The organism is Photobacterium malacitanum (genome assembly GCF_900185615.1).
Taxonomy (GTDB): domain Bacteria; phylum Pseudomonadota; class Gammaproteobacteria; order Enterobacterales; family Vibrionaceae; genus Photobacterium; species Photobacterium malacitanum.
In genome coordinates this window covers 1,104,475-1,130,808 of the sequence record NZ_FYAK01000001.1, presented here as the reverse complement: position 1 = coordinate 1,130,808, position 26,334 = coordinate 1,104,475, and the positions used below count along the sequence as shown (strand labels likewise).

25 protein-coding genes and 1 pseudogene are annotated in these 26,334 nt (G+C 41.9%); 17 read left to right on the top strand and 9 right to left on the bottom strand.

The features are described 5' to 3' along the window. Nucleotides 1-139, bottom strand: a pseudogene (locus tag PMAL9190_RS20075) (S-(hydroxymethyl)glutathione dehydrogenase); the annotation flags it as partial. A 226-nt stretch (nucleotides 140-365) separates the two neighbouring features. On the opposite strand from PMAL9190_RS20075, the gene PMAL9190_RS05110 reads away from it, so the two are divergent. Continuing rightward, the gene (locus PMAL9190_RS05110; protein WP_065166554.1) at nucleotides 366-1,256 is read left to right on the top strand and encodes a LysR substrate-binding domain-containing protein; all 891 of its coding nucleotides are present in this window, start codon (nucleotides 366-368) and stop codon (nucleotides 1,254-1,256) included. Between the two features lie 13 nt (nucleotides 1,257-1,269). Further along, nucleotides 1,270-1,800, top strand: a complete 531-nt coding sequence (tadA, locus tag PMAL9190_RS05105; protein ID WP_087844175.1) for a tRNA adenosine(34) deaminase TadA — start codon at nucleotides 1,270-1,272, stop codon at nucleotides 1,798-1,800. Between the two features lie 72 nt (nucleotides 1,801-1,872). Here tadA and PMAL9190_RS20290 read toward each other — a convergent pair whose 3' ends face one another. Then, on the bottom strand, nucleotides 1,873-2,040 hold the full coding sequence (locus PMAL9190_RS20290; RefSeq protein ID WP_200813367.1) for a hypothetical protein: 168 nt from the start codon (nucleotides 2,038-2,040) through the stop codon (nucleotides 1,873-1,875). Nucleotides 2,041-2,301: 261 nt separating this feature from the next. Next, nucleotides 2,302-3,759, bottom strand: a complete 1,458-nt coding sequence (gene mltF, locus PMAL9190_RS05100; RefSeq protein ID WP_087844174.1) for a membrane-bound lytic murein transglycosylase MltF — start codon at nucleotides 3,757-3,759, stop codon at nucleotides 2,302-2,304. 424 nt (nucleotides 3,760-4,183) lie between these two features. Here mltF and purL point away from each other — a divergent pair, with 424 nt between their 5' ends. The 3 genes from purL (at nucleotide 4,184) to glnB (ending at nucleotide 9,135) form a co-directional block, all read left to right on the top strand. Continuing rightward, complete coding sequence (gene purL, locus PMAL9190_RS05095; protein ID WP_087844173.1) at nucleotides 4,184-8,101, top strand: phosphoribosylformylglycinamidine synthase; 3,918 nt, start codon at nucleotides 4,184-4,186, stop codon at nucleotides 8,099-8,101. A gap of 185 nt (nucleotides 8,102-8,286) precedes the next feature. Next, nucleotides 8,287-8,691 carry a hypothetical protein gene (locus PMAL9190_RS05090; protein WP_087844172.1) on the top strand — a complete coding sequence of 135 codons (405 nt, stop codon included), beginning with the start codon at nucleotides 8,287-8,289 and terminating at the stop codon, nucleotides 8,689-8,691. Nucleotides 8,692-8,796: 105 nt separating this feature from the next. After that, complete coding sequence (glnB, locus tag PMAL9190_RS05085; protein ID WP_060999454.1) at nucleotides 8,797-9,135, top strand: nitrogen regulatory protein P-II; 339 nt, start codon at nucleotides 8,797-8,799, stop codon at nucleotides 9,133-9,135. Between the two features lie 66 nt (nucleotides 9,136-9,201). Here glnB and PMAL9190_RS05080 read toward each other — a convergent pair whose 3' ends face one another. After that, nucleotides 9,202-9,810: a YitT family protein gene (locus tag PMAL9190_RS05080; RefSeq protein ID WP_370738747.1), complete on the bottom strand. Its 609-nt coding sequence runs from the start codon at nucleotides 9,808-9,810 to the stop codon at nucleotides 9,202-9,204. 366 nt (nucleotides 9,811-10,176) lie between these two features. Here PMAL9190_RS05080 and glyA point away from each other — a divergent pair, with 366 nt between their 5' ends. The 9 genes from glyA to pgpA all read left to right on the top strand — a co-directional run bounded on the left by glyA (nucleotide 10,177) and on the right by pgpA (nucleotide 17,740). After that, the gene (gene glyA / locus PMAL9190_RS05075; protein ID WP_087844170.1) at nucleotides 10,177-11,427 is read left to right on the top strand and encodes a serine hydroxymethyltransferase; all 1,251 of its coding nucleotides are present in this window, start codon (nucleotides 10,177-10,179) and stop codon (nucleotides 11,425-11,427) included. Between the two features lie 216 nt (nucleotides 11,428-11,643). Next, on the top strand, nucleotides 11,644-12,093 hold the full coding sequence (gene nrdR / locus PMAL9190_RS05070) for a transcriptional regulator NrdR (protein WP_045031203.1): 450 nt from the start codon (nucleotides 11,644-11,646) through the stop codon (nucleotides 12,091-12,093). A 27-nt stretch (nucleotides 12,094-12,120) separates the two neighbouring features. Beyond that, the gene (gene ribD, locus PMAL9190_RS05065) at nucleotides 12,121-13,245 is read left to right on the top strand and encodes a bifunctional diaminohydroxyphosphoribosylaminopyrimidine deaminase/5-amino-6-(5-phosphoribosylamino)uracil reductase RibD (protein WP_200813366.1); all 1,125 of its coding nucleotides are present in this window, start codon (nucleotides 12,121-12,123) and stop codon (nucleotides 13,243-13,245) included. 23 nt (nucleotides 13,246-13,268) lie between these two features. Continuing rightward, nucleotides 13,269-13,925, top strand: coding sequence for a riboflavin synthase (locus tag PMAL9190_RS05060; RefSeq protein WP_087844168.1), 657 nt, complete (start codon nucleotides 13,269-13,271; stop codon nucleotides 13,923-13,925). Between the two features lie 47 nt (nucleotides 13,926-13,972). Beyond that, nucleotides 13,973-15,076: a bifunctional 3,4-dihydroxy-2-butanone-4-phosphate synthase/GTP cyclohydrolase II gene (gene ribBA, locus PMAL9190_RS05055; RefSeq protein WP_065166547.1), complete on the top strand. Its 1,104-nt coding sequence runs from the start codon at nucleotides 13,973-13,975 to the stop codon at nucleotides 15,074-15,076. A 161-nt stretch (nucleotides 15,077-15,237) separates the two neighbouring features. Beyond that, complete coding sequence (gene ribH / locus PMAL9190_RS05050) at nucleotides 15,238-15,708, top strand: 6,7-dimethyl-8-ribityllumazine synthase (RefSeq protein ID WP_036795804.1); 471 nt, start codon at nucleotides 15,238-15,240, stop codon at nucleotides 15,706-15,708. After that, complete coding sequence (gene nusB, locus PMAL9190_RS05045; protein ID WP_087844167.1) at nucleotides 15,708-16,181, top strand: transcription antitermination factor NusB; 474 nt, start codon at nucleotides 15,708-15,710, stop codon at nucleotides 16,179-16,181. The genes ribH and nusB overlap by 1 nt, the downstream gene beginning before the upstream one ends. A gap of 77 nt (nucleotides 16,182-16,258) precedes the next feature. Then, entirely contained in the window at nucleotides 16,259-17,242 is a 984-nt protein-coding gene (thiL, locus tag PMAL9190_RS05040) for a thiamine-phosphate kinase (RefSeq protein WP_087844166.1), read from the top strand. Nucleotides 17,243-17,251: 9 nt separating this feature from the next. Next, nucleotides 17,252-17,740 carry a phosphatidylglycerophosphatase A gene (pgpA, locus tag PMAL9190_RS05035; protein WP_087844165.1) on the top strand — a complete coding sequence of 163 codons (489 nt, stop codon included), beginning with the start codon at nucleotides 17,252-17,254 and terminating at the stop codon, nucleotides 17,738-17,740. A gap of 102 nt (nucleotides 17,741-17,842) precedes the next feature. On the opposite strand, the gene dxs is transcribed toward pgpA, so the two are convergent. Genes dxs through xseB form a run of 3 tightly spaced genes read right to left on the bottom strand, consistent with a single transcriptional unit; the run spans nucleotide 17,843 to nucleotide 20,870 of the window. Then, nucleotides 17,843-19,708, bottom strand: a complete 1,866-nt coding sequence (gene dxs / locus PMAL9190_RS05030) for a 1-deoxy-D-xylulose-5-phosphate synthase (RefSeq protein ID WP_087844164.1) — start codon at nucleotides 19,706-19,708, stop codon at nucleotides 17,843-17,845. Between the two features lie 24 nt (nucleotides 19,709-19,732). Then, nucleotides 19,733-20,635, bottom strand: a complete 903-nt coding sequence (gene ispA / locus PMAL9190_RS05025; protein WP_087844163.1) for a (2E,6E)-farnesyl diphosphate synthase — start codon at nucleotides 20,633-20,635, stop codon at nucleotides 19,733-19,735. Then, a complete protein-coding gene (gene xseB / locus PMAL9190_RS05020; protein WP_060999473.1) occupies nucleotides 20,625-20,870 on the bottom strand; it encodes an exodeoxyribonuclease VII small subunit in 246 nt (81 codons plus the stop codon). The genes ispA and xseB overlap by 11 nt, the downstream gene beginning before the upstream one ends. Before the next feature lie 355 nt (nucleotides 20,871-21,225). Here xseB and pomA point away from each other — a divergent pair, with 355 nt between their 5' ends. The 3 genes from pomA to thiI all read left to right on the top strand — a co-directional run bounded on the left by pomA (nucleotide 21,226) and on the right by thiI (nucleotide 24,592). Then, entirely contained in the window at nucleotides 21,226-21,987 is a 762-nt protein-coding gene (gene pomA, locus PMAL9190_RS05015) for a flagellar motor protein PomA (protein WP_065166542.1), read from the top strand. A gap of 9 nt (nucleotides 21,988-21,996) precedes the next feature. After that, complete coding sequence (locus PMAL9190_RS05010; RefSeq protein ID WP_087844162.1) at nucleotides 21,997-22,905, top strand: flagellar motor protein MotB; 909 nt, start codon at nucleotides 21,997-21,999, stop codon at nucleotides 22,903-22,905. 235 nt (nucleotides 22,906-23,140) lie between these two features. Beyond that, nucleotides 23,141-24,592: a tRNA uracil 4-sulfurtransferase ThiI gene (gene thiI, locus PMAL9190_RS05005; RefSeq protein ID WP_087844161.1), complete on the top strand. Its 1,452-nt coding sequence runs from the start codon at nucleotides 23,141-23,143 to the stop codon at nucleotides 24,590-24,592. A 121-nt stretch (nucleotides 24,593-24,713) separates the two neighbouring features. On the opposite strand, the gene PMAL9190_RS05000 is transcribed toward thiI, so the two are convergent. Together PMAL9190_RS05000 and panE are read right to left on the bottom strand one after the other, a co-directional pair. Further along, complete coding sequence (locus tag PMAL9190_RS05000) at nucleotides 24,714-25,322, bottom strand: DJ-1 family glyoxalase III (RefSeq protein ID WP_087844160.1); 609 nt, start codon at nucleotides 25,320-25,322, stop codon at nucleotides 24,714-24,716. Next, complete coding sequence (panE, locus tag PMAL9190_RS04995; protein ID WP_087844159.1) at nucleotides 25,315-26,220, bottom strand: 2-dehydropantoate 2-reductase; 906 nt, start codon at nucleotides 26,218-26,220, stop codon at nucleotides 25,315-25,317. The genes PMAL9190_RS05000 and panE overlap by 8 nt, the downstream gene beginning before the upstream one ends. Between the last annotated feature and the right edge of the window lie 114 nt (nucleotides 26,221-26,334).

Below are 26,334 nucleotides of genomic sequence, written 5' to 3'. Positions count from 1 at the left end.
TGTGACATACGCCAGTTGCAACGATACGAACTAATACTTCGCCTGCACGTGGTAGCATTACATCAATTTCTTCAACAGAAAGAGGTTGTTTTGGACCCCATGCGATAGCAGCTTTTGATTTGATAAACTTGTCAGTCATAATCTTCACTCTAATTATATTTATGTCTACTTCATCAAAAGTAGATGAAAATTGGGTAAAAAGGGAAAAGTTATTATTTTCTTGCCCCGTTTCGATGGTTGCTATTGTATTTGTTTCTCGAATAATGATAATTACCTAAAAGTGCAAATTACTTTTACGAATGTGTAATAATTAGTGGTGCAGGCGTCATATTGACGTTCGATCACATTATCAATAGGTGTTTAGAATGTTTCTATGGGAAGGGGTAACAGAATTTGTTGCCGTAGCAGAAACCGAAAGTTTTACTGCTGCATCAAAACGACTCGGTATATCTACTGCACAAGTCAGTCGTCAAGTGAGTGCGTTAGAGAATCGACTTAATACTAAATTATTTTACCGTACTACCCGTAAGGTCTCATTAACAGAAGAAGGTAATGTTTATTATCAACATTGTCGTCAAGTGTTAGATGGACTAGAAGATGCTGAGCGAGCGATCAGCAATTTACGTGGTAAGCCACAAGGGTTGATCAAGTTAACCGCGCCAGTAACGTACGGTGAAAAGTACATTATGCCGTTAGTTAATGATTTCATGCTGCAGTATCCTGAAGTGGAAGTCGCGATTGATATGACTAACCGCCAAGTTGATTTGGTGGAAGGTAGCTTTGATCTCGCGATTCGCTTAGGACGTTTGACCAGTTCATCAATGATGGCGAAGCGTTTAACCAGCCGCACCATGTATGTTTGTGCATCGCCGGCTTATTTACAAAAGTTTGGTATTCCACATTCATTATCTGAGCTGCGTCAACATAATTGCTTAATTGGTAACTATGATCATTGGCGTTTTCAAGAATCAGGTAAAGAGAAAAGTATTCGTGTGAGCGGCACCCTTAACTGTAATAGTGGTTATGGTTTACGAGATGCAGTGATTAAAGGTATCGGTTTAGCGCAGTTACCTGACTATTATATTGATAAAGATTTAGAGTCGGGTGCCATCGTGCCTATTTTGACTAACTACCAAGAACCAGATGAGGGTATTTGGGCGCTTTATCCACATAATCGCCATTTATCACCTAAAGTTAGAATGCTGGTGGATTATCTTGCTGAGCAATTACCGCATATTAGTCATTATGATTTGTAAGTAGTGATCACTGATGTCAAATAAAAACCAAGAAAGGTTATCTTCAGCAGCTGATGCTGTGTTTATGCGTCGTGCGATGGAATTGGCTGCGCAAGCAGAAGCTGAAGGTGAGGTGCCTGTTGGAGCGGTAGTGGTTCATAATGGCGTGATTGTTGGTGAAGGTTGGAATCGTTCTATTGGTCATCATGATGCGACGGCACATGCTGAAATGATGGCACTGCGCCAAGCCGGACAAACACTGCAAAACTATCGTCTTGTTGATACCACCTTATATGTGACGTTAGAGCCATGCCCAATGTGTGCAGGTGCGATAGTACATAGCCGAGTAGGTAAAGTGGTGTTTGGTGCTCACGATGCAAAAACGGGCGCGGCAGGTAGCACCATGAACTTACTGAGCTATGAGGGCGTTAATCATCATGTTGTATTTGAAGGTGATGTTCTTGCTAGTGAGTGTCGTGCTCAGCTACAAGCTTTTTTTAAGCGTCGTCGAGCAGAGAAAAAAGCCGCCAAGCTTGCTGCAAGACAAACATCATCTGATGTTTGAGGGTGGGGTGCACTAAATAAAATAGGCTCGGTAGTTATTTTCAAGCAGTTAAATAATACCGAGCTTGTTATATTAGTGGGTTGGGCAACTGTGTTCTGTGGTTGCTGATAGCATACAACTACGTTGACGCCATAGAATCTTTTTACGCACATTACTGCTTAAGCGTTTACGGCGTGTTGCCGCTGAAGTGATACGTTTGGCGATATGTTGAGTTTTTGATTTTAATTTGGTTACTTTCATGGATCCATCCATAGAGTTGATATCACGGTAGAACAACCAGCCTGCGAATAAACCTCGCAGCCACCGTTAGCAATGCCATTATTTAATGTTGTTAATTTTATTATGCATAACAATGCATTAATTGGTAGCAATCTTTAGCAGCGGGTGAGCAAAGGTTGATCAAACTCCCACTGCGTAAAAAATTAGATGATTACTCTAAATCGAGCTCATGCCATAGGCGGGCTTCGATGGCGATTTTACTGTTATTGGTTACCGTTATAATTATGGCGTTACTGATGACGTTGATGGTGACGCCGTCGGTGCTAACAGTGCTGGTGACGTATCGATAGTTTGTAAGCCATCAATAATTTTTAGATGTTCATTTTCATATTTACCGCTATGGGCGCGCTCATAGCCAATAATACTTTGATAATAACGCCGAATACCTTCGACGTAATTTAATGCTTCATCACCTCTCGCATAGCCATAGCGTGATTGAGTATAATATTTACGTTGTCCTAATAACGGTAGTCGTTGTTTAACATCAGCCCAAGTATTGGGATTCCCCCCTTGCGACTTAGTTAATCGACGTGCATCCATTAAGTGACCAAAGCCGACATTATAAGAAGCGAGTGCAAACCACACTTTTTCATGTTCCTCAATGCTATCAGGTACGCGTGCAATCATTTTGCGCAGGTATTCACTGCCACCACGAATGCTTTGTTCTGGATCTAAACGATTGGTGACACCGACAGATTCTGCAGTTGGCAGGGTCAACATCATCATGCCTCGAACGCCAGTTGGTGACACGGCTTGCGGATCCCAATGCGATTCTTGGTAAGATAGTGCCGCTAATAAACGCCAATCAAAGCCATTGGCATATTGTTTAAATAACGCTTCCCATTGCGGCAGTGTGTTGTTTACTGCTCGTAAAAATGCACGAGTATCAACATAATCAAATTGGTCAATATGGCCAAAATATTTCTCTTCCAATTGCGCCATAGTGCCGTTTTGTTTCATTTGCCCAAAAAACTCAATAATAAGCGCATATAAACTATCATTGCTGCTTTGCTTAACAAACCAACTTACGGGTTCATCTTGAGTTAATTCAAGTGCAACGGCGATATCTGGATGGATACGTTGTAATAGTGCCACATCAACAGAGTCAGCCACGGTATAATCGAGCTCACCGTTGGCGACTTTAATTAAGAGATCGTTAATGTCTGATTCTGGTATTGATTGCCATTGCAGTGTTGGGTGAGTTTTACGAATCAGCTCTAGTTTTTGTTCATGGCTTGATCCACTAACAACGGCTAAACGGCCATTATTTTTTGCCAGTTCAGTCAGATCTCGAGGGCGACGTTGGCCTTTTTTATACACCACAATTTGGCTGGCGTAGTAATAAGCTGGCGCCGGATGAAAATCTTGCAGGCGATCGGGCGTTACAGCAAGACCAGCAGCAATAATATCAATATCACCACGCTCTAAGGCTGGAAATAACTCTGATAAAGTAAACATGGCAGTTATTTCAAGTTTAACTCCTAGCTTTTTAGCAAAAGTTTGTGCGAGTTCATAATCCAGTCCCGTTGGACCTTCTGCGCCAATATAGTAGGACAGTTGGTTATTTAGCGTTCCCACCCGTAATACGCCACTTTTACGAATTTTTTCAAGGCTGGTGGTTTTGTTTTCTTGCCACTGGCAGCCGTTAGTTAGCAATATTAATAATAAAATGCTCATCATACGACGTAGTAGAGTGAAGAATTGAATATTTATCAACTAAGCTGACCCACAGTAAAAATTAACGGCTATTTATATCAAACCCTGCGAATTGCGCAAAGTTGAACTGTTAAGTTGATGATCATAATTTAGATATTGGAATAGTTAAGCAAACATTACGCTATTTTATGGTTAAAAAATGACCCAAAAATAACAGTGATAGGGATTTTTTTGATATTTTTATGAAGATTGAAAAAAAAACACGCAAACGGTTGCGTCAGGTGTTACGTCACAAAAAAAATTCCCTTATACTAGGCGCTCATTAACCGTTGCCTAGTAGTGCAGCAGAGCACAAAGATGCATTAGGTGTTATTGAGATAGGCTGCTAGATGATGAAGTTTACCTCAATACCACTTTTTTTAACCTGCTAATCGAGAGACCTTTGCACATGGAAATTTTGCGTGGTTCACCCGCTTTGTCTGAGTTTCGCGTTAATAAGTTACTTGAGCGTTGTCATGAGTTAGATCTGCCAATTACCAGTATTTATGCTGAGTTTGCACATTTTGCTGATGTAGCGACAACGTTAACAGCTGATGAACAAGCTAAACTAACAAGTCTACTCACATACGGCCCAACGATTGCAGAGCACGAACCTAAAGGTTTATTGCTACTTGTTATTCCTCGTCCTGGCACTATTTCTCCTTGGTCTTCAAAATCGACGGATATTGCTCGTAATTGTGGTTTAACCACCATTAAGCGTCTTGAACGTGGCAGTGCTTATTATGTTGAATCATTATCGCCGCTAACAGCATCACAATTGAGTGAGTTAAAAGCATTACTTCATGATCGCATGATGGAAGTCGTAGTCGATAATGTTGAAGCGGCGGCAGCATTATTTGTTCAAGCTCAACCTGCTGCGGTTAAAAGTGTTGATATTTTAACTGGCGGACGCCAAGCATTAGAGCAAGCTAACCTTAGTTTAGGTCTGGCTTTAGCTGAAGATGAAATTGATTATTTGGTTGAAAATTTTACTAAGCTCGGTCGTAACCCTAACGACATTGAATTAATGATGTTTGCTCAAGCGAACTCTGAGCATTGTCGCCATAAGATTTTTAATGCTGATTGGACTATCGATGGTGTCGAGCAGCCAAAATCATTATTCAAAATGATTAAAAATACCTATGAGCATAACCATGAGCATGTGCTGTCGGCTTACAAAGACAATGCCGCAGTAATGGAAGGCTCTCATGTGGGCCGTTTCTTCCCTGATCCGCAATCTCGTCAATACACTTATCATCAAGAAGATAATCACATATTGATGAAAGTAGAAACCCATAACCACCCAACGGCAATTTCACCGTGGCCAGGTGCTGCAACAGGTTCTGGTGGTGAAATTCGTGATGAAGGCGCAACCGGTATTGGTGGTAAACCTAAAGCTGGTTTGGTTGGCTTTACGGTATCTAACTTACGCGTGCCTGGTTTTGAACAGCCGTGGGAAACCGATTTTGGTAAGCCAGATCGTATCGTTACTGCGTTAGATATTATGCTAGAGGGGCCATTAGGTGGTGCCGCATTTAATAATGAATTTGGCCGTCCTAACCTATTAGGTTATTTTCGAACTTACGAAGAAAAAGTCACATCTCATGCTGGTGAAGAAATCCGTGGTTACCATAAGCCAATCATGATTGCTGGTGGCATGGGTAATATTCGTGCCGATCACGTGCAGAAGAAAGATATTCCTGTTGGTGCCAAGTTAATTGTTCTTGGTGGTCCTGCAATGAACATTGGTCTGGGTGGCGGTGCTGCATCATCAATGGCATCTGGTCAATCAGCAGAAGATTTAGATTTTGCTTCAGTACAGCGTGAAAACCCAGAAATGGAACGTCGTTGTCAGGAAGTGATCGATGGTTGTTGGCAGATGGGCGATGATAACCCGATTGCCTTTATTCACGATGTCGGCGCTGGTGGTATTTCTAATGCTTTACCAGAGCTTGTCAATGATGGTGAACGTGGTGGTAAATTCCAGTTACGTGATGTACCTAATGATGAGCCAGGAATGAGCCCACTTGAGATTTGGTGTAATGAATCGCAAGAACGTTATGTACTGGCGATCGCACCTGAAAATATGGCGACATTTGACGCTATTTGTCAGCGTGAACGTGCACCTTATGCTGTAGTTGGCGAAGCAACTGCTGAGCGTCATCTAACTCTTGAAGATAGTCATTTTGACAATACTCCAATTGATATGCCTATGGATATTTTATTGGGTAAAGCACCAAAAATGCACCGTGATGTGCAAACACAAACAGTGGTAGGACAGCCGCTTGATCGCACTGACATTACCATTGAAGCTGCAACGCAACGCGTTTTACGTCTGCCAGCTGTCGCCGAAAAAACGTTTCTAATTACCATTGGTGATCGTAGTGTGACAGGCCTAGTTGCACGTGATCAAATGGTCGGCCCTTGGCAGGTGCCAGTGGCTAACTGTGCGGTAACCGCAGCAAGCTATGATAGCTATCACGGCGAAGCGATGTCGATGGGTGAGCGTACACCTGTTGCACTGCTTAACTTTGGTGCTTCTGCGCGTTTAGCGGTTGGTGAAGCGATCACCAATATTGCAGCGACTGATATCGGTGACATGAAGCGGATTAATTTATCAGCTAACTGGATGTCACCTGCGGGTCATCCGGGTGAAGATGCTGGTCTATATGAAGCAGTAAAAGCCATTGGTGAAGAGTTATGTCCTGCATTAGGATTAACCATTCCTGTGGGTAAAGACTCAATGTCGATGAAGACTAAGTGGCAGCAGAATGGTGAAGAAAAACAAGTCACATCACCATTGTCGTTAGTGATCACCGCTTTTGGTCGTGTCGAAGATGTCCGTAAAACCGTGACACCACAATTACGTACCGATAAAGGCGAATCTAGCTTAATCTTGGTCGATCTCGGTTGTGGTCAAAACCGTTTGGGTGCAACAGCATTAGCACAAGTTTATAAGCAGTTAGGTGATAAAGCCGCTGATGTCGATAGCCCTGAGCTATTAAAAGGCTTCTTCTATGCAATGCAAACCTTAGTGCGTGATGAGAAGTTATTGGCTTACCATGATCGTGGTGATGGTGGTTTGTATGTCACTTTAGCTGAGATGGCATTTGCGGGTCACACGGGTATTGAAGTTGATATTAATACTACCGCAACCGATGAATGTGATGATGTGCTAGCAGCGTTATTTAGCGAAGAACTAGGTGCTGTGATTCAGGTGCGCAGTGATGATGTTGACGCTGTTCAAGCTGTCTTAGCGGCTAATGGTTTAGCGTCATGTAGTCACATCATTGGTACGGTGATTGATGAAGATACACTACGTATTTGGAATGGTAATGATTTAGTGCTTGAACAGAATCGCACTGAATTACGTGCAATCTGGGCTGAAACGACCTATCAAATGCAAGCAATGCGAGATAATCCAGCCGGAGCATTACAAGAATTTGAAGCCAAGAAAGATACCCAAGATCCAGGCTTACATACTCAGTTAACATTTGATATTAATGAGGATGTTGCTGCGCCATTTATTGCACCTGCAATTAATTTTGGTGCTAAGCCACAAATGGCAATTCTCCGTGAGCAAGGTGTTAACTCTCACGTCGAAATGGCGGCTGCTTTTGATCGTGCAGGCTTTGAAGCTAAAGATGTTCATATGAGTGATATTCTTAGTGGCAAGGTACAACTTGATGGCTTTAATGGCTTAGTGGCTTGTGGTGGTTTCTCTTATGGTGATGTATTAGGTGCAGGTGAAGGCTGGGCAAAATCAGTGTTATTTAACAATATTGCCCGTGACCAATTTGCAGCATTCTTTCATCGCCCAGATACGCTGGCATTAGGTGTATGTAATGGTTGTCAGATGATGTCTAACCTACATGAACTGATTCCAGGAGCTGATTTATGGCCGCGTTTTGTGCGTAACGAATCAGAGCGTTTTGAAGCGCGTTTTAGTTTGGTTGAAGTACAAAAGAGTGATTCATTATTCTTTAATGAAATGGCAGGTTCACGAATGCCAATCGCAGTTTCACATGGTGAAGGTCGAGTTGAAGTACGTAATGCCGACCATTTGGCAGCGATTGAGCAGTCAGGAACGATTGCGCTACGTTATCTTGATAACTATGGCAATGTTACTCAAAGCTATCCAGCTAACCCTAATGGTTCGCCAAACGGTATTACAGGTTTAACCACTCAAGATGGCCGTGTCACTATTATGATGCCGCACCCAGAGCGAGTCTTCCGTACTGTCGCTAACTCTTGGTATCCAGATGATTGGAGCGAAAATAGTCCATGGATGCGTATGTTCCGTAATGCACGGGTTAATATCGGTTAAAAATCATTTAGTTAGTGTTAAAAAAGCTGCCAGTTTGGGCAGCTTTTTTTTATTGTGTCATCACGGTAATTATAAAATAAATATGAAGTTGATATTGATCACATTAACCTTGAAAAAACATTGGGATAATTAATATAACGAATAAGTAAAAATGACCACGGTGTCGTTACAAGGATGAAACAATAATGGGATTGGATATTCCCAGCAATTACCGCCTCATTGGTGCGACGAAGTTACTCGCCGTATTTGTAGTCATCGGTCTGATTCAACATATTGAGACGTTGGTGCATGCGCTAAGGTACGATTTGCTTGGCATGGTGCCTGTGATTGTTACTTTATTAGTATTGATATCTGGCGTGGTTGCTTGTGTTGGTTTATTAAGAGGTCAAAAGTGGGGATTTATTCCTCTTTATTTCTATATTCCAGCGGTGACATTATTTTTACAATTTAGTCTAATTCCTTTCATTCCAAATGTTTTTCCTGCTAAATATCATGATATTGCTATTATGGTAATCAATGGCTTAGTATTACTGTATTCCGTGTTGCTGCTTTTGCGGCGAATGGAGACTAATTATATTCAAGAATATTAAATGTGATTAAATTACTGCATTGAATCTGTGATAATAACCCTAATTTAATCAAGTCGGTGATCGGTGTTGCGATTCCGAACTTCTGCTCAGCAAAGGATGATGACAATGAAAAAAATTGAAGCCATTATTAAGCCATTTAAACTTGATGATGTTCGCGAAGCGTTAGCTGAAGTGGGTATCACAGGCATGACAGTGTCAGAAGTCAAAGGATTTGGTCGTCAAAAAGGCCATACCGAGCTTTATCGTGGTGCTGAATACATGGTTGATTTTTTACCTAAAGTGAAAATCGAAATTGTAGTCACTGATGATGTTGCCGAGCAATGTATTGAAACCATTGTTGAAACGGCGCAAACAGGCAAGATTGGCGATGGTAAAATCTTCATGTTTGATATTGAGCGTGTAGTGCGTATTCGTACTGGCGAAGAAGATGAAGATGCTATTTAAATAATGATGGTTGCTTATAACCATATTGAATGAGGGGCTGCGACGACGCAGCCTCTTTTTTTTACACTATTTTTTAGGCGCAATAGTCGCGGTATAGCGCTCAGGTTTGTAATTAATGGCCAATACCATATTGATCATAATTACTCCAACAATAGACAGTATTAGCAACTTAGGACTGATGAACAGACACGAGGTGATTAAAATCGTGCTATCAATCGCAAGTTGAATGTTACCGGCAGAAATTCCAAATTTATGCTGTAGAAACAACACCAGTACATTAAAGCCACCAAGGCTCGTTCGATGTCGAAAAAGGATTAACATTCCGACTCCCAGTAATAAGCCGCCAAATACGGCAGCAAAAACGGGGTTAACGACCTCAATGGTGATCAAGTGTGGTAAAGCATCAACCATCACGGAAACTAAGCCGCCACAAAAGATACTGCTGAGCGCAAACCGTTTACCCATTTGAAACCACGCCATTAAATAAAAGGGACAATTGAGAATAAAATATAAGCTCCCTAATGAAATCGGTACAAAGTGACTGACTAACAAAGCTAACCCCGCAGTCCCGCCAGTTAATAAATGGCTTTGTTGCAGTAAAAAAAGCCCCACAGCGGCAAACAATGTGCCGGTAAAAATAGCAATAACGTTTTCATAGCTTGGGTGTTTATTGATGTGCACATTATCCTCCTTGTTGTGAGTGACTATGGTAAAAGGATTAAAGTGCAAGCAATAGTCCCAGTGTTAAATTAGTGGTTTTTATGCGTATTAAATTATTTACGTTGATGTAAACGGATTGGAGTGATGAGTGGCTGCGGCAAAAATAACAACGATGTAAAAAAAGGCATTTAAATTTAAGTTAAACAATTTATATACTCAATAAAACAGCATTTAGGACTTTCTGATTTAGATCAATTTATGTAAGATAGTCAACAGATAAAAAGTAAAACGAAAACGTTTGCGTCCACGTGGCGTCTAGGTTTGTGGTTTTTCGTTTTTTACTTAAAATAGGATAAAACTTAGCTGAGTCAGGAGATACAGATGTTAAAGCGCGATATGAACATTGCTGATTATGATGCGGAACTATTTGCAGCTATTCAGGAAGAAACAGCCCGTCAGGAAGAACACATCGAGTTGATTGCTTCTGAAAACTACACTAGCCCGCGTGTAATGGAAGCACAAGGTTCTCAGCTGACAAATAAATATGCTGAAGGTTACCCTGGTAAGCGTTACTACGGTGGTTGTGAGTTTGTTGATAAAGCAGAACAACTTGCTATTGATCGTGCTTGTCAGTTATTTGGTGCCGAGTACGCAAACGTTCAGCCGCACTCAGGCTCTCAAGCAAATAATGCAGTTTACATGGCGTTATTGAATGCTGGCGATACAGTATTAGGTATGAGCTTGGCACATGGCGGTCACTTAACTCACGGCTCACCAGTAAACTTCTCTGGTAAGTTATACAATATCATTCCTTACGGTATTGATGAAAGTGGTCAAATTGACTACCAAGAAATGGAAGCATTGGCTTTAGAGCATAAACCAAAAATGATCATTGGTGGTTTCTCAGCTTATTCTCAAGTTGTTGACTGGGCAAAGATGCGAGAAATTGCCGATAAAGTAGGCGCATATTTATTCGTTGATATGGCTCACGTAGCCGGTTTGATTGCTGCTGGTGTTTATCCTAATCCCGTTCCTCATGCGCATGTCGTTACCACGACTACCCATAAAACATTGGCGGGCCCTCGTGGTGGTTTGATTCTATCAAATGAAGGCGAAGACCTTTACAAAAAGCTCAACTCTGCAGTATTCCCTGGTGGTCAAGGTGGCCCATTAATGCATGTTATCGCAGCGAAAGCGGTAGCGTTTAAAGAAGCCATGGAGCCTGAGTTTAAAGTTTACCAAGCGAATGTGGTTGTCAACGCTAAAGCAATGGTTGAAGAGTTTATTAAGCGTGGTTACAAGATCGTTTCTGGTAGCACTGAAAACCACTTATTCCTTGTTGATTTAATAGATAAAGGCATTACAGGTAAAGAAGCGGATGCCGCACTAGGTGCTGCAAATATTACGGTAAACAAAAATAGCGTTCCGAATGATCCACGTAGCCCGTTTGTAACTTCAGGTATTCGTGTTGGTACGCCTTCTATTACTCGCCGTGGTTTTAATGCCGATGATGCACGTCAACTAGCAAACTGGATGTGTGATGTGTTGGATAACATTAATGACACTGCTGTGATTGAAGCGACTAAAGAGAAAGTGCTTGAAATTTGTAAGCGTCTTCCTGTTTACGCATAATTGAGTTGATAACAGCAAAATTTAAGCGCTGTTATGATCGTTTTGATGAGGCTTGCCTATTTCTAGGTGAGCCTTTTTTATTTTTTAAATAAACTAAATCGACCATTATTAATGATAATTGTTACTTTTAAGCCGATTTATTAGAAAAAAGGGGGTGATAGTCTTATTAAAGCGATGAAATGGGTTACACTGAGTCGATTGAATGTAGGAGGCTAAATGCATTGTCCTTTTTGCGGTGCAAATGACACCAAAGTAATCGATTCTCGATTGGTTGCCGATGGCCACCAAGTACGCCGACGCCGCCAATGTTTAGCGTGTAATGAGCGCTATACTACGTTTGAAACGGCAGAGCTTGTGATGCCTCGCGTAGTGAAAACCAATGGTAACCGTGATCCGTTTAATGAAGAAAAATTACGCGGCGGTATTCAGCGAGCATTAGAGAAACGTCCCGTAAGTACTGATGATATTGAACGGGCAATTAATAGTATTAAATCTTGTCTTCGAGCGACAGGTGAGCGTGAAGTGCCTTCGGAGATGATTGGTAATTTAGTGATGGAAGCGTTAAAAGAATTGGATAAAGTTGCTTATATCCGGTTTGCTTCTGTTTATCGTAGTTTTGAAGATATTCGTGAGTTTGGTGAGGAAATTGCCAAATTAGAACGTTAACACTCAGCATCGTTAAGACTAACAATAATGACACACACTGATCAAAAAATGATGTCGCGAGCCATAGCGCTTGCCAAGCTTGGCCGTTATACCACCGCCCCTAATCCAAATGTTGGCTGTGTGATAGTAAATGGCAACGACATCGTCGGTGAGGGATATCATTATCAGGCAGGACAGCCTCATGCTGAAGTGTTTGCATTACGGCAGGCACAGCAGCGCGCCCAAGGGGCAACGGTGTATGTGACTTTAGAGCCGTGCTGCCATTACGGGCGCACTCCAGCTTGTGCTGAAGCGTTAATTAATGCCAACGTTGCACGGGTTGTTTGTGCGATGGTCGATCCTAATCCCGCCGTTTCAGGGCGTGGTATTGCGATGTTACAAGCGGCAGGTATCGATGTTGAAGTTGGTGTACTCGCAGCGGAAGCTCAAGCACTGAATCCTGGCTTTATTAAGCAAATGACTCTACAAATGCCATATGTTGAATTAAAGCTTGCTGCGAGTTTAGATGGTCGAACAGCATTAGCAAATGGCGTCAGCAAGTGGATCACAGGTCCTAAAGCTCGCGCTGATGTGCAACATTTTCGTGCGCAGGCAGGTGCGATTTTATCAACCAGTGCTACCGTAATAGCAGATGATCCATCGCTTAATGTACGTTGGAGTGAATTAGACCAAGCTGTTCAACACGCTTATCCTCAAGCGGCATTACGTCAACCCATACGGGTTATCATTGACAGTCAGAATCGACTCACACCTGATTATCAACTTTTCCACCTGCCTGGTGAGACTATCTTAGCTCGCACGTCTATCGGCACCGAAGCATGGCCTGATTCTGTTCAGCAATGGCAACTTCCAACTCAAACTAACAGTCATCAGCTTGACTTAGTGGCATTAATGTCGCGCTTGGCGCAATACGGCATTAATCATATTTGGGTCGAAGCTGGTGCGCGTTTAGCTGGCGCATTATTGCAACAGCAGTTAGTGGATAAATTGATTTTATATCAAGCACCTAAATTAATGGGTAGCGACAGTCGTGGTCTAATTGATATTAGCGGACTGACAACGATGGCACAAACGCCGTTGTTAACTATTACTGATGTTTGTATGATTGATTGTGATATTCGTATAATGGCAACCGTACAAAATAATAAATAAAATAGTGAAATTAAGGGCTGAGCATGTTCACTGGAATTATAGAAGCTGTCGGTAAAATATCTGCACTAACACCTAAAGGTGCTGATGTTGCTGTTACCGTTGATTCAGGAACCTTAGATTTAACGGACGTTAAGTTAGGCGATAGTATTGCCACCAATGGTGTATGCCTTACCGTGGTTAAATTAACGGGTAAAGGTTATGTCGCTGATCTTTCGTTAGAAACACTTAACCGCACCGCATTTGCGAATTACAAAGCCGGCCAAGTGGTTAATTTAGAAAAAGCCATGTTAGCGACCACCCGTTTTGGTGGCCATATGGTGTCTGGTCACGTTGATGCTGTGGCTGAAGTGATTGAGCGCCAGCATGTAGGGCGTGCGATTGAGTTTTGGGTCAAAGTACCGCCACAGCTCGCAAAATATATTTCAGAGAAAGGCTCGGTGGCGGTTGATGGCATTAGCTTAACGGTGAATGCTGTGCGTGGCGATGAGTTTAAATTAACTATCGTGCCACATACTGCAGCTGAAACCACCATGGCTGATTTTAGTGTTGGCCGTAAAATTAACCTTGAGGTTGATGTTATCGCGCGTTACCTTGAACGATTAATGCTTGGTGATAAAGCCGCAGAAAAACAACCTCAAGTGACAATGGATTTATTGGCGAGAACAGGGTTTCTCGGTTAAGCATTGCTTTATGGGTAATAGAGCAACATAAGAATAAGGGTAGTATTATGGCTTTAAGTAGTGCAAAAGAAATCATTGATGATATTCGCCAAGGTAAAATGGTTATTTTGATGGATGATGAAGATCGCGAAAATGAAGGCGATCTGATCATAGCATCAGAAAAAATCACGCCAGAGGCGATTAACTTTATGGCCATGTATGGTCGTGGTTTAATTTGCTTAACCTTAAGCAAGGCGCGTTGTCAGAAATTGGGCCTACCATTGATGGTTCAAGATAATACTGAACAATTTGGCACGCCATTTACTATTTCTATTGAAGCTGCAACCGGTGTAACTACCGGTATTTCAGCAGCAGATCGTTCTCGTACCGTACAAGCTGCAGTGGCGGCTGATGCGACTTCTGCTGATATAGTGATGCCTGGTCATATCTTTCCATTGATGGCACAAGAAGGTGGCGTACTTACTCGTGCAGGTCATACTGAAGCAGGTTGTGATATTGCTCGTTTAGCTGGCCTTGAACCATCCAGTGTGATTGTTGAGATTCTTAACGAAGATGGCACCATGGCACGTCGCCCTCAATTAGAAATTTTTGCTGAAAAGCACGGCTTAAAGCTGGGTACTATTGCCGATCTTATTGAGTACCGTAATCATCATGAAACCACCATTGAGCGTGTTGGTGAGTGTAAACTCAATACTGAATTTGGTGAGTTTGATATGATCACTTACCGCGATAAAATTGATGATCAAATTCATTACGCACTATGTAAAGGTGATATTGAAGCCAATGCATCGACATTGGTACGAGTGCATTTGCAAGATACCTTTAAAGATATTTTACAATCAGGTGCAACGCAGTGGACATTGCCTGCAGCAATGCAACGTATCAGTGCTGAAAATGGAGTGCTGGTGGTACTGAGCAAGCAAGAGTCAACGGATAGTATTATTAATAAAGTTAAAAATATTGCCGCTGAAAATGAAGGCCGTCCACAAGTGAAGGTCAGCCCATATAATCCTTCACGTCAAGTCGGTGTCGGTTCTCAAATCTTATCAGATCTTGGAATTGGTAAGATGCGCCTATTATCATCAAGCACGCAACGCTACCATTCACTGTCTGGTTTTGGTCTTGAAGTGGTTGAATATATTTGCGAATAACAAACGATTGATCATGCGCTTATTGGTTGGTTCATCAACGAATAAGCAATAAATAGTAACAAATCCTCTGAAACCGACGGATGTGGATAGCAGACATATCGTAAAGTGTGTTAGACTCCCGCGGTTTCTCAAACCGGAAAGACATAGTCACAGGAAGGCCCATGAAGGTAATTGAAGGCGCCATCGCGGCACCAAACGCAAAAATTGCTATCGTAATTGCACGCTTTAATAGCTTTATTAACGAAAGTTTACTTTCAGGTGCATTAGATGCGCTGAAACGTCAAGGTCAGGTTAGTGAAGATAATATCACTGTTGTTCGTTGCCCTGGTGCTTATGAACTACCGCTTGTTGCCCAGCAAGTTGCGAAGAGTGATCGCTATGATGCTATCGTAGCATTAGGCTCAGTTATTCGTGGTGGTACACCTCATTTTGACTATGTTGCTGGTGAGTGTAACAAAGGTCTAGCACAAGTTGCACTAGAGTATAATACTCCAGTTGCTTTTGGTGTGCTGACTGTTGATTCTATAGAACAAGCCATTGAGCGTGCCGGTACCAAGGCTGGTAATAAAGGGGCAGAGGCTGCACTAAGCGCGCTCGAAATGGTAAATGTCCTGTCCCAAATCGAATCCTAATGGGGGTTACTGTGAAACCAGCCGCGCGTCGTAATGCACGTCAATTTGCTGTACAAGCTGTTTACTCTTGGCAACTTACCAAAGGTAATGTTGCTGATATTGAGCAATATTTCCTTTCAGGCGATAAGTTTGAAGAAGAAGAACATCAAACTGATGCGCCTACATGTAAAGCGCCAGACACTGATGTTGCTTATTTCCGCGATTTATTTGCAGGTGTTGTATTAAGCCATCAAGAACTTGATAGCAAAATGCGTCCATACTTGTCTCGTCCACTTCAGGATCTAGACCAGATGGAACTTGCTCTACTTCGTCTTGCAATGTACGAAATGGTTAAGCGTGAAGACGTACCATTTAAAGTTGTGATCAACGAAGCAATCGAATTAGCGAAACTCTTCGGTGCCGAAGATAGCCACAAATTCGTCAATGGTGTGTTAGATAAAGCTGCACCATCTCTACGTAAAAAAGATAAGTAATTTTTTTTATTACGTTGAGTACGATGAAAGAAGTCAGCTTATTAGCTGGCTTTTTTTTATTGAGGAAAAAGAGAACCATGGCAAAAAATGAATTTGATATCATTAAACATTATTTCGCCGAGCAACAATTGCAACGTGATGATGTTGCTTTAGCGATCGGTGATGATTGTGCGCTTGTGAATGTAGCTGCTGATTATTCTGTCGCAGTGAGTACCGATTCACTGGTTGCTGGTACCCATTTTTTAGCTGATGCTGATCCCGCAGCGGTTGCTTATAAAGCGTTGGCGTCTAATTTAAGTGATTTAGCCGCAATGGGAGCAACCCCGGCATGGGTGTCATTGGCGTTAACATTACCCACTATTGATGAAGCGTGGTTAGCCCCTTTTTGCCATAGTTTTTTTGAACTTGCTAATCAATATCATATTCAATTAATTGGTGGTGACACCACTAAGGGGCCATTGAGTATTACTTTGACAGTGCAAGGCTTGGTGCCACGCGGCCAAGCATTAACCCGCAGTGGCGCTCAAGTTGGGGATGATGTCTATGTCACCGGCGATCTTGGTGATAGTGCTGCAGGGTTAGCCTTGATATTAGGCCAACAAGATTGTGAACAGCATTTAGCTGCAACATTGATTGAACGGCACTTCAAAGCGTTGCCTCGAGTCAGTGTCGGTGAGGCTTTACGTGGTATTGCTTCGGCAGCTTTAGATATTTCTGATGGTGTGGTCGCTGATGTAAAACATATTGCTGAGCGCTCAAACATCGCCATTGAAATTGAGGTCGAGCAATTACCATTATCTGCTGAATTATTAGCATTTTGTAAAGGTGATCGCCAACAAGCACAACAGTTGGCATTATCCAGTGGTGAAGAGTATGAACTATGTTTTACTGCTCCAGCAGCTAATCGAGATGCATTAAAAGCCGCTTTAGCGCATACTAATGTTAAATATAGCTGTATTGGTAAAGTAAAGGCAGGTAGCGGCTTGTCATTATTACAATTCGGTAAACCACTGACATGGCAACTGTTTGGTTGGGATCATTTTGTTGTTAAAGATAACTAAGGTATTCGCGTGAGCACAAATCCAAAAGATTTATTAAAAATGAACAATCCTTGGCACTTATTAGCTACGGGTTTTGGCAGTGGTTTGGCTAAATATATTCCCGGTACCATGGGAACACTGGCAGCTATTCCTTTATACCTTATCCTTGCCCAATTACCTTTTGGTTGGTACTTAGTGGCTGTATTTGTTGCTGCGATTATCGGGATCCGTATTTGTCATATAACCTCAACTGATATGAAAGTGCATGATCACGGCAGTATTGTGTGGGATGAATTTGTCGGTTTTTGGATCACCATGGCCGTTGCGCCAACGGTATCATGGCAATGGATCTTAGCCGGTTTTATTTTATTCCGCTTTTTTGACATGTTAAAGCCATGGCCAATCAGTTGGTTAGATAAACATGTTGAGGGTGGTTTTGGTATTATGATCGATGATGTGCTAGCTGGATTTATGGCAATGATATCATTGTGGTTCGTTGGCTATTGGCTCGGTTTTTAAGCCACCATCACGGTTAATCAGTCAATAAAAAAGCCATGAATCGGTTATTATTCATGGCTTTTTTTGGATCTTTTATTAATAACAATAACGATTAATTAGTGGTTATTTAGCAAGATATTCAACAATTTGTTTCTCAATACCTGGGCCATCGATTTCTAGCATACGGTGAAGTTCAGCTTGAGTACCTTGTTCAATGAAACGATCAGGTAGACCAATTGTTAACACTGGTTTAATGCATTTTTGTTGCATTAGGAACTCAATCACGCCACTTCCGGCACCGCCAGCAATCGCATTTTCTTCAACAGTGACGAGCACATCATGATTAGCGGCTAATTCAAGAATTAATGCTTCATCAAGCGGCTTTACAAATCGCATATCAGCAACAGTAGCATTTAAATTTTCGGCGGCATCTAAGCTATAACCTAGCATTGCACCAAAGTTTAAAATAGCCACTTTTTCACCTTGGCGACGGACGATGCCTTTACCAATTTCAAGGGCTGTCATGGTCGTTTCAACCTCAGTACCAAGACCACAACCACGCGGGTAGCGCACTGCTGTAGGACCTTGATGCTGATGACCGGTATAGAGCATTTGGCGGCATTCATTTTCGTCACTTGGTGCCATAATCACCATATTTGGAATACAGCGCATAAAGCTAATATCAAATGCACCTTGGTGAGTTTGACCATCAGCCCCCACCAATCCTGCGCGATCAATGGCAAACATGACCGGCAAATTCATAATAGCGACATCATGGATTAACTGATCATAACCTCGTTGTAAAAAGGTCGAGTAAATCGCCACTATTGGGTGATAGCCACCAATAGCCATACCTGTTGCCAAAGTCACAGCATGCTGCTCAGCAATTGCGACATCAAAATATTGGTCTGGGTACTCTTTTGAAAAGCGTACCATGCCAGAGCCTTCACGCATCGCTGGTGTGATAGCCATCAGTTTGTCATCAACGGCAGCCATATCACACAACCAATCACCAAAGATTTTAGAAAACGTTGGGTTAGCATTTTTAGCTTTAGGCAGTGGTTTTTCACTTAGATCAAATTTAGGTACCGCATGGTAATTAATTGGATCTGCTTCAGCTGGCGCATAGCCTTTGCCTTTTTTAGTCATGATATGTAGAAATTGCGGCCCTTTAAGGTGACGCATATTCTTAAGCGTTTTGACTAACTCATCAATATCATGACCATCAATTGGGCCGATATAATTAAAACCAAGCTCTTCAAACATGGTGCTTGGAACAACCATACCTTTAATATGTTCTTCTGCACGTTTAACGATTTCTTTAATCGGCGGCGCATTAGAGAGAACTTTTTTACCCCCTTCGCGAATGGATGCGTAAAAGTTCCCTGCCAGTAAGTGGGCTAAGTGATTACTTAAACCACCGACATTTTCAGAAATTGACATCTCGTTGTCATTAAGAATGACTAACATATCACTGTGAATATCACCGGCATGGTTCATGGCTTCAAATGCCATACCAGCGGTAATTGCACCATCGCCAATAACACTGACAACTTTACGGCCTAACGCTTCTTTTTCAGCAGCAATCGCCATGCCTAAACCAGCACTGATTGACGTCGATGAATGACCGACTGATAGTACATCGTACTCACTTTCGCCGCGCCAAGGAAAAGGATGCAACCCGTCTTTTTGGCGAATGGTTGACATTTGATCACGACGGCCCGTTAGGATTTTATGCGGGTAAGCCTGATGACCAACATCCCAGATCACATGATCAAACGGAGTATTATAGACATAGTGAAGCGCAACGGTCAGTTCGACTGTACCGAGTCCGGAGGCAAAATGGCCGCTAGTTTGGCTTACCGTCTTGAGTAAATAAGTACGTAACTCATCACAGACTTGAGGCAGACTTTCAGCGGGCAATAATCGTAATTCATCTGGCGTATTTGCTAATGCGAGATGCGGGTATTTTGAGATATCCAAAGTCATAACTGTTCGGCGCTTTTACTGATTTTAGTTATTGCGCTCGATAACATATCGGGCAAAAACTTCCAATTGATAGGTATTGTAAGGTATCGCTGCTAACGCTTGTAGCGCCTCTTGATAAAGTTGTTGCGCTTTTTGTTGCGCGCCTTCTAGCCCAAGTAGTGCAGGGTAGGTACTTTTATCAAGCTCAATATCTGAGCCTTGAGGTTTGCCTAACGTTTCAGTGTCGCTGATTACATCTAAAATGTCATCTTGAACTTGAAATGCGAGGCCTATAGCGTCGGCATACTTATCTAGCTGAGGCAGAACTTGACGTCCTTTATCGCCAGCAGCTAGTGCACCTAGGCGAACGGCACAACGGATCAATGCGCCTGTTTTGTGTTTATGTATTAATTCTAGTTGCTCAAGTCCAACGTGTTGGCCTTCAGCTTCTAAATCGAGTGCTTGTCCAAGACACATGCCTGCAGCACCAGAAGCTTGTGCTAATTCACTGACCATGGCGATACGTTGTTGATGTCCTTCTGGACTCAATTGGCCTTTGGCAATAATTTCAAAGGCTAATGTTTGCAGAGCATCGCCGGCTAAAATAGCCATCGCTTCATCAAATGCAATGTGGCAAGTCGGTTGACCGCGGCGCAATGCATCATCATCCATTGCCGGTAAATCATCATGAATTAATGAATACGCATGAATACATTCAACTGCTGCTGCTGCGGTGTCGAGATCATCATAATCAACCCCAAGCATTTCACCGGTCACGTAAGTCAGGTAAGGACGTGCGCGCTTTCCGCCCAGCAGAGTACCATGCTTCATTGCTTTTAGCAGGGTTTGATCTGAAAAAGGTTGTGTTGCTAACCAATCCATAAGGCATTGGTTATTGCGTTGTTGCAGCGTTTTTAACGTCTGCGGTAGCGATGCACTATTCGTCATGGTTTGGCTCAAAGTCTGTTAGTGGTGCATTATCATCAGCACGTAATAAAATCTCTACTCGCTGTTCTGCTTGGGTTAACTTTAACTGACTATTACGAGCTAATGAAATACCACGCTCAAATTTTTTCAGCGCATCTTCTAATGGAATATCACCCGATTCTAGTTCATTGACAATGGCATCTAGCTCATCAAGTGCGGCTTCGAATGCCATATTCTCTGGTTTTTTTGCTGCCATATCATTTTCACTCTTATCTAAGTGCAAGAAAAATAACGTAGTGACTATCTAAGGTCAAATTATGTCACAGTAATCTGTGCCACAGACAGTAGTTTTCATCGTTGAAAGCAATAAAAATCACTCAAAAGTGGTAATAAAACCCTCAATGAAACCTAATCATGGTCGATAAAGAGTTAGCTTGCAGTAGATAACACTATGGTTTTTATCCTATAGCTCGCAAAGTTAATTTTATAAGGCGGTATGGTACTGCTGTTTGATGAACTCTCAATATTATCCTTATAAATTCTTGTTATATGTTAATTAGCTGTCAGATCGTTAAAGTAATAATTAACCATGACAGTGAAGGAGATTCAGTGTGGATTTGGCAACACTTATTGGGTTATTAGGAGCATTTGCTTTTATTTTGATGGCAATGCTAGTCGGTGGTGATTTGGTGATGTTTGCCGATACCTCGTCGGTATTTATCGTTATTGGTGGCAGCTTATTTGTGGTACTGATGAAATATAATGTCAGTCAGTTTTTTGGGGCGGCAAAAGTAGCGGCAAAAGCGTTTATATTTAAGACCGATAAACCCGATGATCTTATTGCTCAGATTGTCACTATGGCTGATTCTGCTCGTAAAGGCGGTTTTTTAGCTTTAGAAGAAATGGAAGTAGAGAATCCTTTTTTACGTAAAGGTATTGATTTGCTGGTTGATGGTCATGATGCCGATACGGTGCGAATGATATTACGTAAAGATATTGCGTTAACCAATGAGCGTCATGAACAAGGAGCAAGCATTTTTTCATCACTTGGTGATGTCGCGCCAGCGATGGGAATGATCGGCACTCTAATTGGCTTGGTGGCGATGCTGTCAAATATGGATGATCCTAAATCGATAGGACCAGCGATGGCAGTAGCGTTGTTAACCACGTTATACGGTTCTATTTTGGCAAATATGGTGGCGTTACCGATTGCTGATAAATTGATGTTACGTAAAAACGAAGAGCGTTTGAACCGCTTACTGATTCTTGATGGTGTATTAGCTATTCAAGAGGGACAAAATCCACGCGTGATTGATAGTTATTTAAAGAACTATCTGCATGAGAAAAAGCGTCGATTGAATTTTGATGAATAAGAGCTAAGCATGGATTCTTTACCTCCACCACACAAAAAAGGTTCTCCACCATGGATGGCAACATTTGCCGATCTGGCGACACTATTAATGTGTTTTTTTGTATTGTTGTTATCATTTTCTGAAATGGATGTGCTGAAATTCAAACAAATTGCAGGATCAATGAAATATGCGTTTGGGGTTCAAAATGTATTGGATGTTAATGATATACCCAAAGGCACCAGTGTTATTGCACAAGAGTTTCGTCCCGGGCGTCCAGAGCCGACTCCGATTGAAGTGATCATGCAGCAAACAATTGATATTACGAAACGTTCATTAGATTTTCATGATGGAGTTGCTGAGCGTGAAGGTGGTTCACGTCAAGATAGCATCGTATTAGATGGCGGTATCAATGATAATACTGCGGTTAAACACCCTCAGCCACAACAGTCTCAAGCTCAACAACAAGCCGCACAAGCATTAACCCAAGCTTTGGCGCGAGAAATTACTGATAATACGGTTGAAGTTGAATCATTTGGTCAGCAATTGGTGATTCGAATTAAAGAAAAAGGCGCTTTTCCTGAAGGCTCAGCTTTTTTACAACCAAAATTTATTCCTCTTATTCAGCAGGTTACTGAATTAGTAAATGATGTTCCCGGTATTATTCGTATTAGTGGTCATACTGATAACCAAGCGTTAGATTCTGAACTTTATCGTTCTAATTGGGATATATCATCTCAACGTGCGGTTTCTGTCGCTCAAGCAATGGAGCAAGTAAAAGGCTTTGATCGTAAGCGGATGCGAGTGGTTGGCATGGCTGATACTGCACCGATTGCCGATAATAAAACCGCAGCAGGGCGGAGTCGTAATCGACGGGTTGAAATTTCAATTGTTCAAGGTAAGCCTCATTACTCTGAAGAAATTAGCACTGATGAACAATAATCGTTGAAACAATAATCGTTGAATTTTTAATGGCTATATTTGCTGGTTGCAAAGATTGTGACTAAGGTAAACCAATATAAATACCAATAATAATGGTGTGACTCGATAAGATAAGTGCTGCTGTTATCATATCCTTGTTTCAGTGACAGAGACCTTGCTGTATAATTCGCGCCTTTAATTCCGTTTGGTACTTTATTCTGTTTGGTACTTTAGACCCAGTGAAGCGAAGTGTGTTATGAAATTTATAGTTAAACCACATCCAGAGATTTTTGTTAAAAGTGATTCAGTACGTAAGCGTTTTATCAAAATTCTTGAATCTAACCTACGCATTATTTTAAAGCGTCAGTCTGAGTCTGTTAGTGTTTATAATCGTCGCTTCTCGTTAGAAGTGAATGAACCTGATGAAACTAAACGTGACATGGTGCTTGCTGTTTTGACGCAAACTCCTGGTATTCACCATACACTTGAAGTTCAGCAGACGGAATTTACCGATCTTCATAATATCTTTGAGCAAACTCTTGCATTGGTAGGAGAGAGTCTTGAAGGTAAGACATTCTGTGTACGTGCTAAACGTATCGGCCAACATGATTTTACTTCGATTGAAGCGGAACGTTATGTTGGTGGTGGTCTTAATCAAGCGATTGAGTCTGCAAAAGTAAGACTGAAAAAGCCGGATGTTACGGTTAATATCGAGATTGAGCATAACTTGCTTAACCAAGTATTATTCCGCCATAAAGGTTTAGGCGGCTTCCCTCTAGGAACACAAGAAGACGTATTAAGCTTGATTTCTGGTGGCTTTGACTCAGGTGTTTCAAGTTACCTGCATATCAAACGTGGCAGTAAAGTGCATTACTGTTTCTTTAATCTTGGTGGTCCAGTACATGAGATCGGTGTTAAGCAAGTTGCTCACTTCTTATGGCAAAAATATGGTTCATCTGCCAAAGTTAAATTTATTGCGGTTGATTTTGATCCCGTTGTTGGTGAGATCTTAGAAAAAGTTGACGATGGCCAAATGGGTGTGATCCTCAAGCGTATGTTTATGCGTGCAGCGGGTCGTATTGCTGATAAATTTGGTATTCAAGCATTAGTAACAGGTGAAGCATTAGGCCAAGTTTCTAGCCAAACGCTGACTAACTTGCGCATGATTGATAACGTCACTGATTCGTTAATTCTGCGTCCGCTAATTAACTGGGATAAAGAAGATATTATCGATTTATCTCGCCAGATTGGTACTGAAGATTTTGCGGCAACAATGCCTGAATTCTGTGGTGTGATCTCAAAGAGCCCGACCGTTAAAGCGGTAAAATCAAAGCTTGAAATTGAAGAAGCGAAGTTTGATTTTACTATTCTGGATCGCGTTATAGACGAGGCACGAGTGATGGATATTCGTGAAATCGAAAAGCAGAGTCAAGAACAAGCGCCTGAAGTTGAATTGGTTGAGCAAATTTCAACGGATGCTGTCGTACTTGATATTCGTAGCCCAGATGAAGAAGATGAAAACCCACTTGAGTTAGATGGCGTAGAAGTGAAGCATATTCCATTCTATAAGCTAGCGACCCAGTTTGGTGACTTACCAAAAGAAAAGACTTACTTACTTTACTGCGCACACGGTGTAATGAGTCGTTTACAAGCCTTATACTTGAAAGAGAATGGCTTTGATAACGTAAAAGTCTATCGTCCACGCTAATTTAAGCAAAGGCATAGCTCGGTTGTTTTATTTAGATTAAGCTATTCGCTGTGCTAAAAAAGCCCTCATATGATGTGATCATAGAGGGCTTTTTTTATACTCATTTTTATTGTTCGTGAGATTAACGCTCAGGCATGACGTCGTAATGCATGTTTGGCCATACCACCATTGATTCAGCAATTGTTGCTGTTGTGGCTTTGTTAGTCAGTTGAGTAACAAGATCTAATGCAAATTCTTGGGCAGTACCTGGGCCTTGGCTGGTCAATAATCGAGCCTGTTTGTCATAAACAACACGTTTAAGACGTAATTGCGCAGCAGCAATTTGGTGATGAAAAGCTGGATGACAAGTCATCAACGCTTTAGGGAACATATCATTAGCAGCAAACATAATTGCAGGTGTAGCACAAATAGCAGCAATTAACTTACCATCATAATGGTGTTGTTTAACAAACTCGACTACTAATGGGCTATCTCGAAAATGCTCGGCACCTGCAACGCCACCAGGTAATACCACCGCATCAAATTGATCATCAGCAATGGTAATTAATGCTGTATCTGCCACCAATTTAATGCCACGTGAGCCATCAACAATCAATGCACCATCTTCAGCAGCGCTGGCAACCGTTACATCAAATTGAGCCCGTTTTAAAATAGCGATAGTGTTGATCGCTTCCATTTCTTCTGTGCCGGGGGCAATACAAACGACGATACGAGGACATAATTCATTCATGGTCTTGTGACTCCATGTGTTTAATCGCCAGCCACAATTGTTGATTGACTGGAGTGTCAATGTGGTGGCACTGAGCTTGTTGGACTAAATAACCGTTAATATAATCGATTTCTGTTAAGCGGTGATGGAAAATATCACGATTCATTGAGGAATAATTAGCAGATGTTGCCGTAATAACGCTATCGACTTGGTGCCGTAATTGTTGTGACGTCGTACTAATACCTTCAGCTGTCATAACTTGTGCGACTTCTGCGCAAATAGCGTCAAGTTGAGCTTGATAACAGTTTTGGCCTAAGTCGCCGTTAGGGCATTGGTTAACCGCTGTTAATGGGTTGATTGCACAATTAATAGCCAGTTTCTGCCACAGCGGTTGATAGATATTAGCATGCCATTGGCAAGGGAATAATGCGCTGTTAAATATCTCTGCAATATAGGCTTGAGATTGGGCGCGCTGATTGATTGCACCCAGCCATGTTTGTCCTAAGCCGGTATGGTGAATCGTTGTCGGGGTTGGTTTGAAAGCTGCTTGAGAGGTGGTGGCATAGATAATTGGATTATGAGGTAATAGCTGTTGAACTTGTTGCTGACTACCAATGCCATTATGCATAATAATCACTACACAATCAGTATTCAAATAAGGCAGCAGAGGTATCAAGGCGGCAGTAACTTGAAATGCTTTTACAGTAACGATGACAACGTCACTGGCCGCGAGAGCATGCGGATCATTGCAATCAAAAGCGTAGTCAGTAGTGATTGTGGGGGTAGTTAATTCACTAAAATGCACCGTTTTTTCTGGTGTTGAATCTTTGGTCCATAATTGCACATTATGCTGCTGTTGGGTTAATTTTACCGCCCATAATGTGCCAATAGCACCCGCACCTACCAAGGTTATGTTCACAGTTGAATCCGTTATTAGCCTAATTTAGGACATCATAACATTGTGGTTAATTGCGACGATCAAAAAAGGCGCTCTTAGCGCCTTTTCGTTTAAATCGTAATTCTATTTATTAGG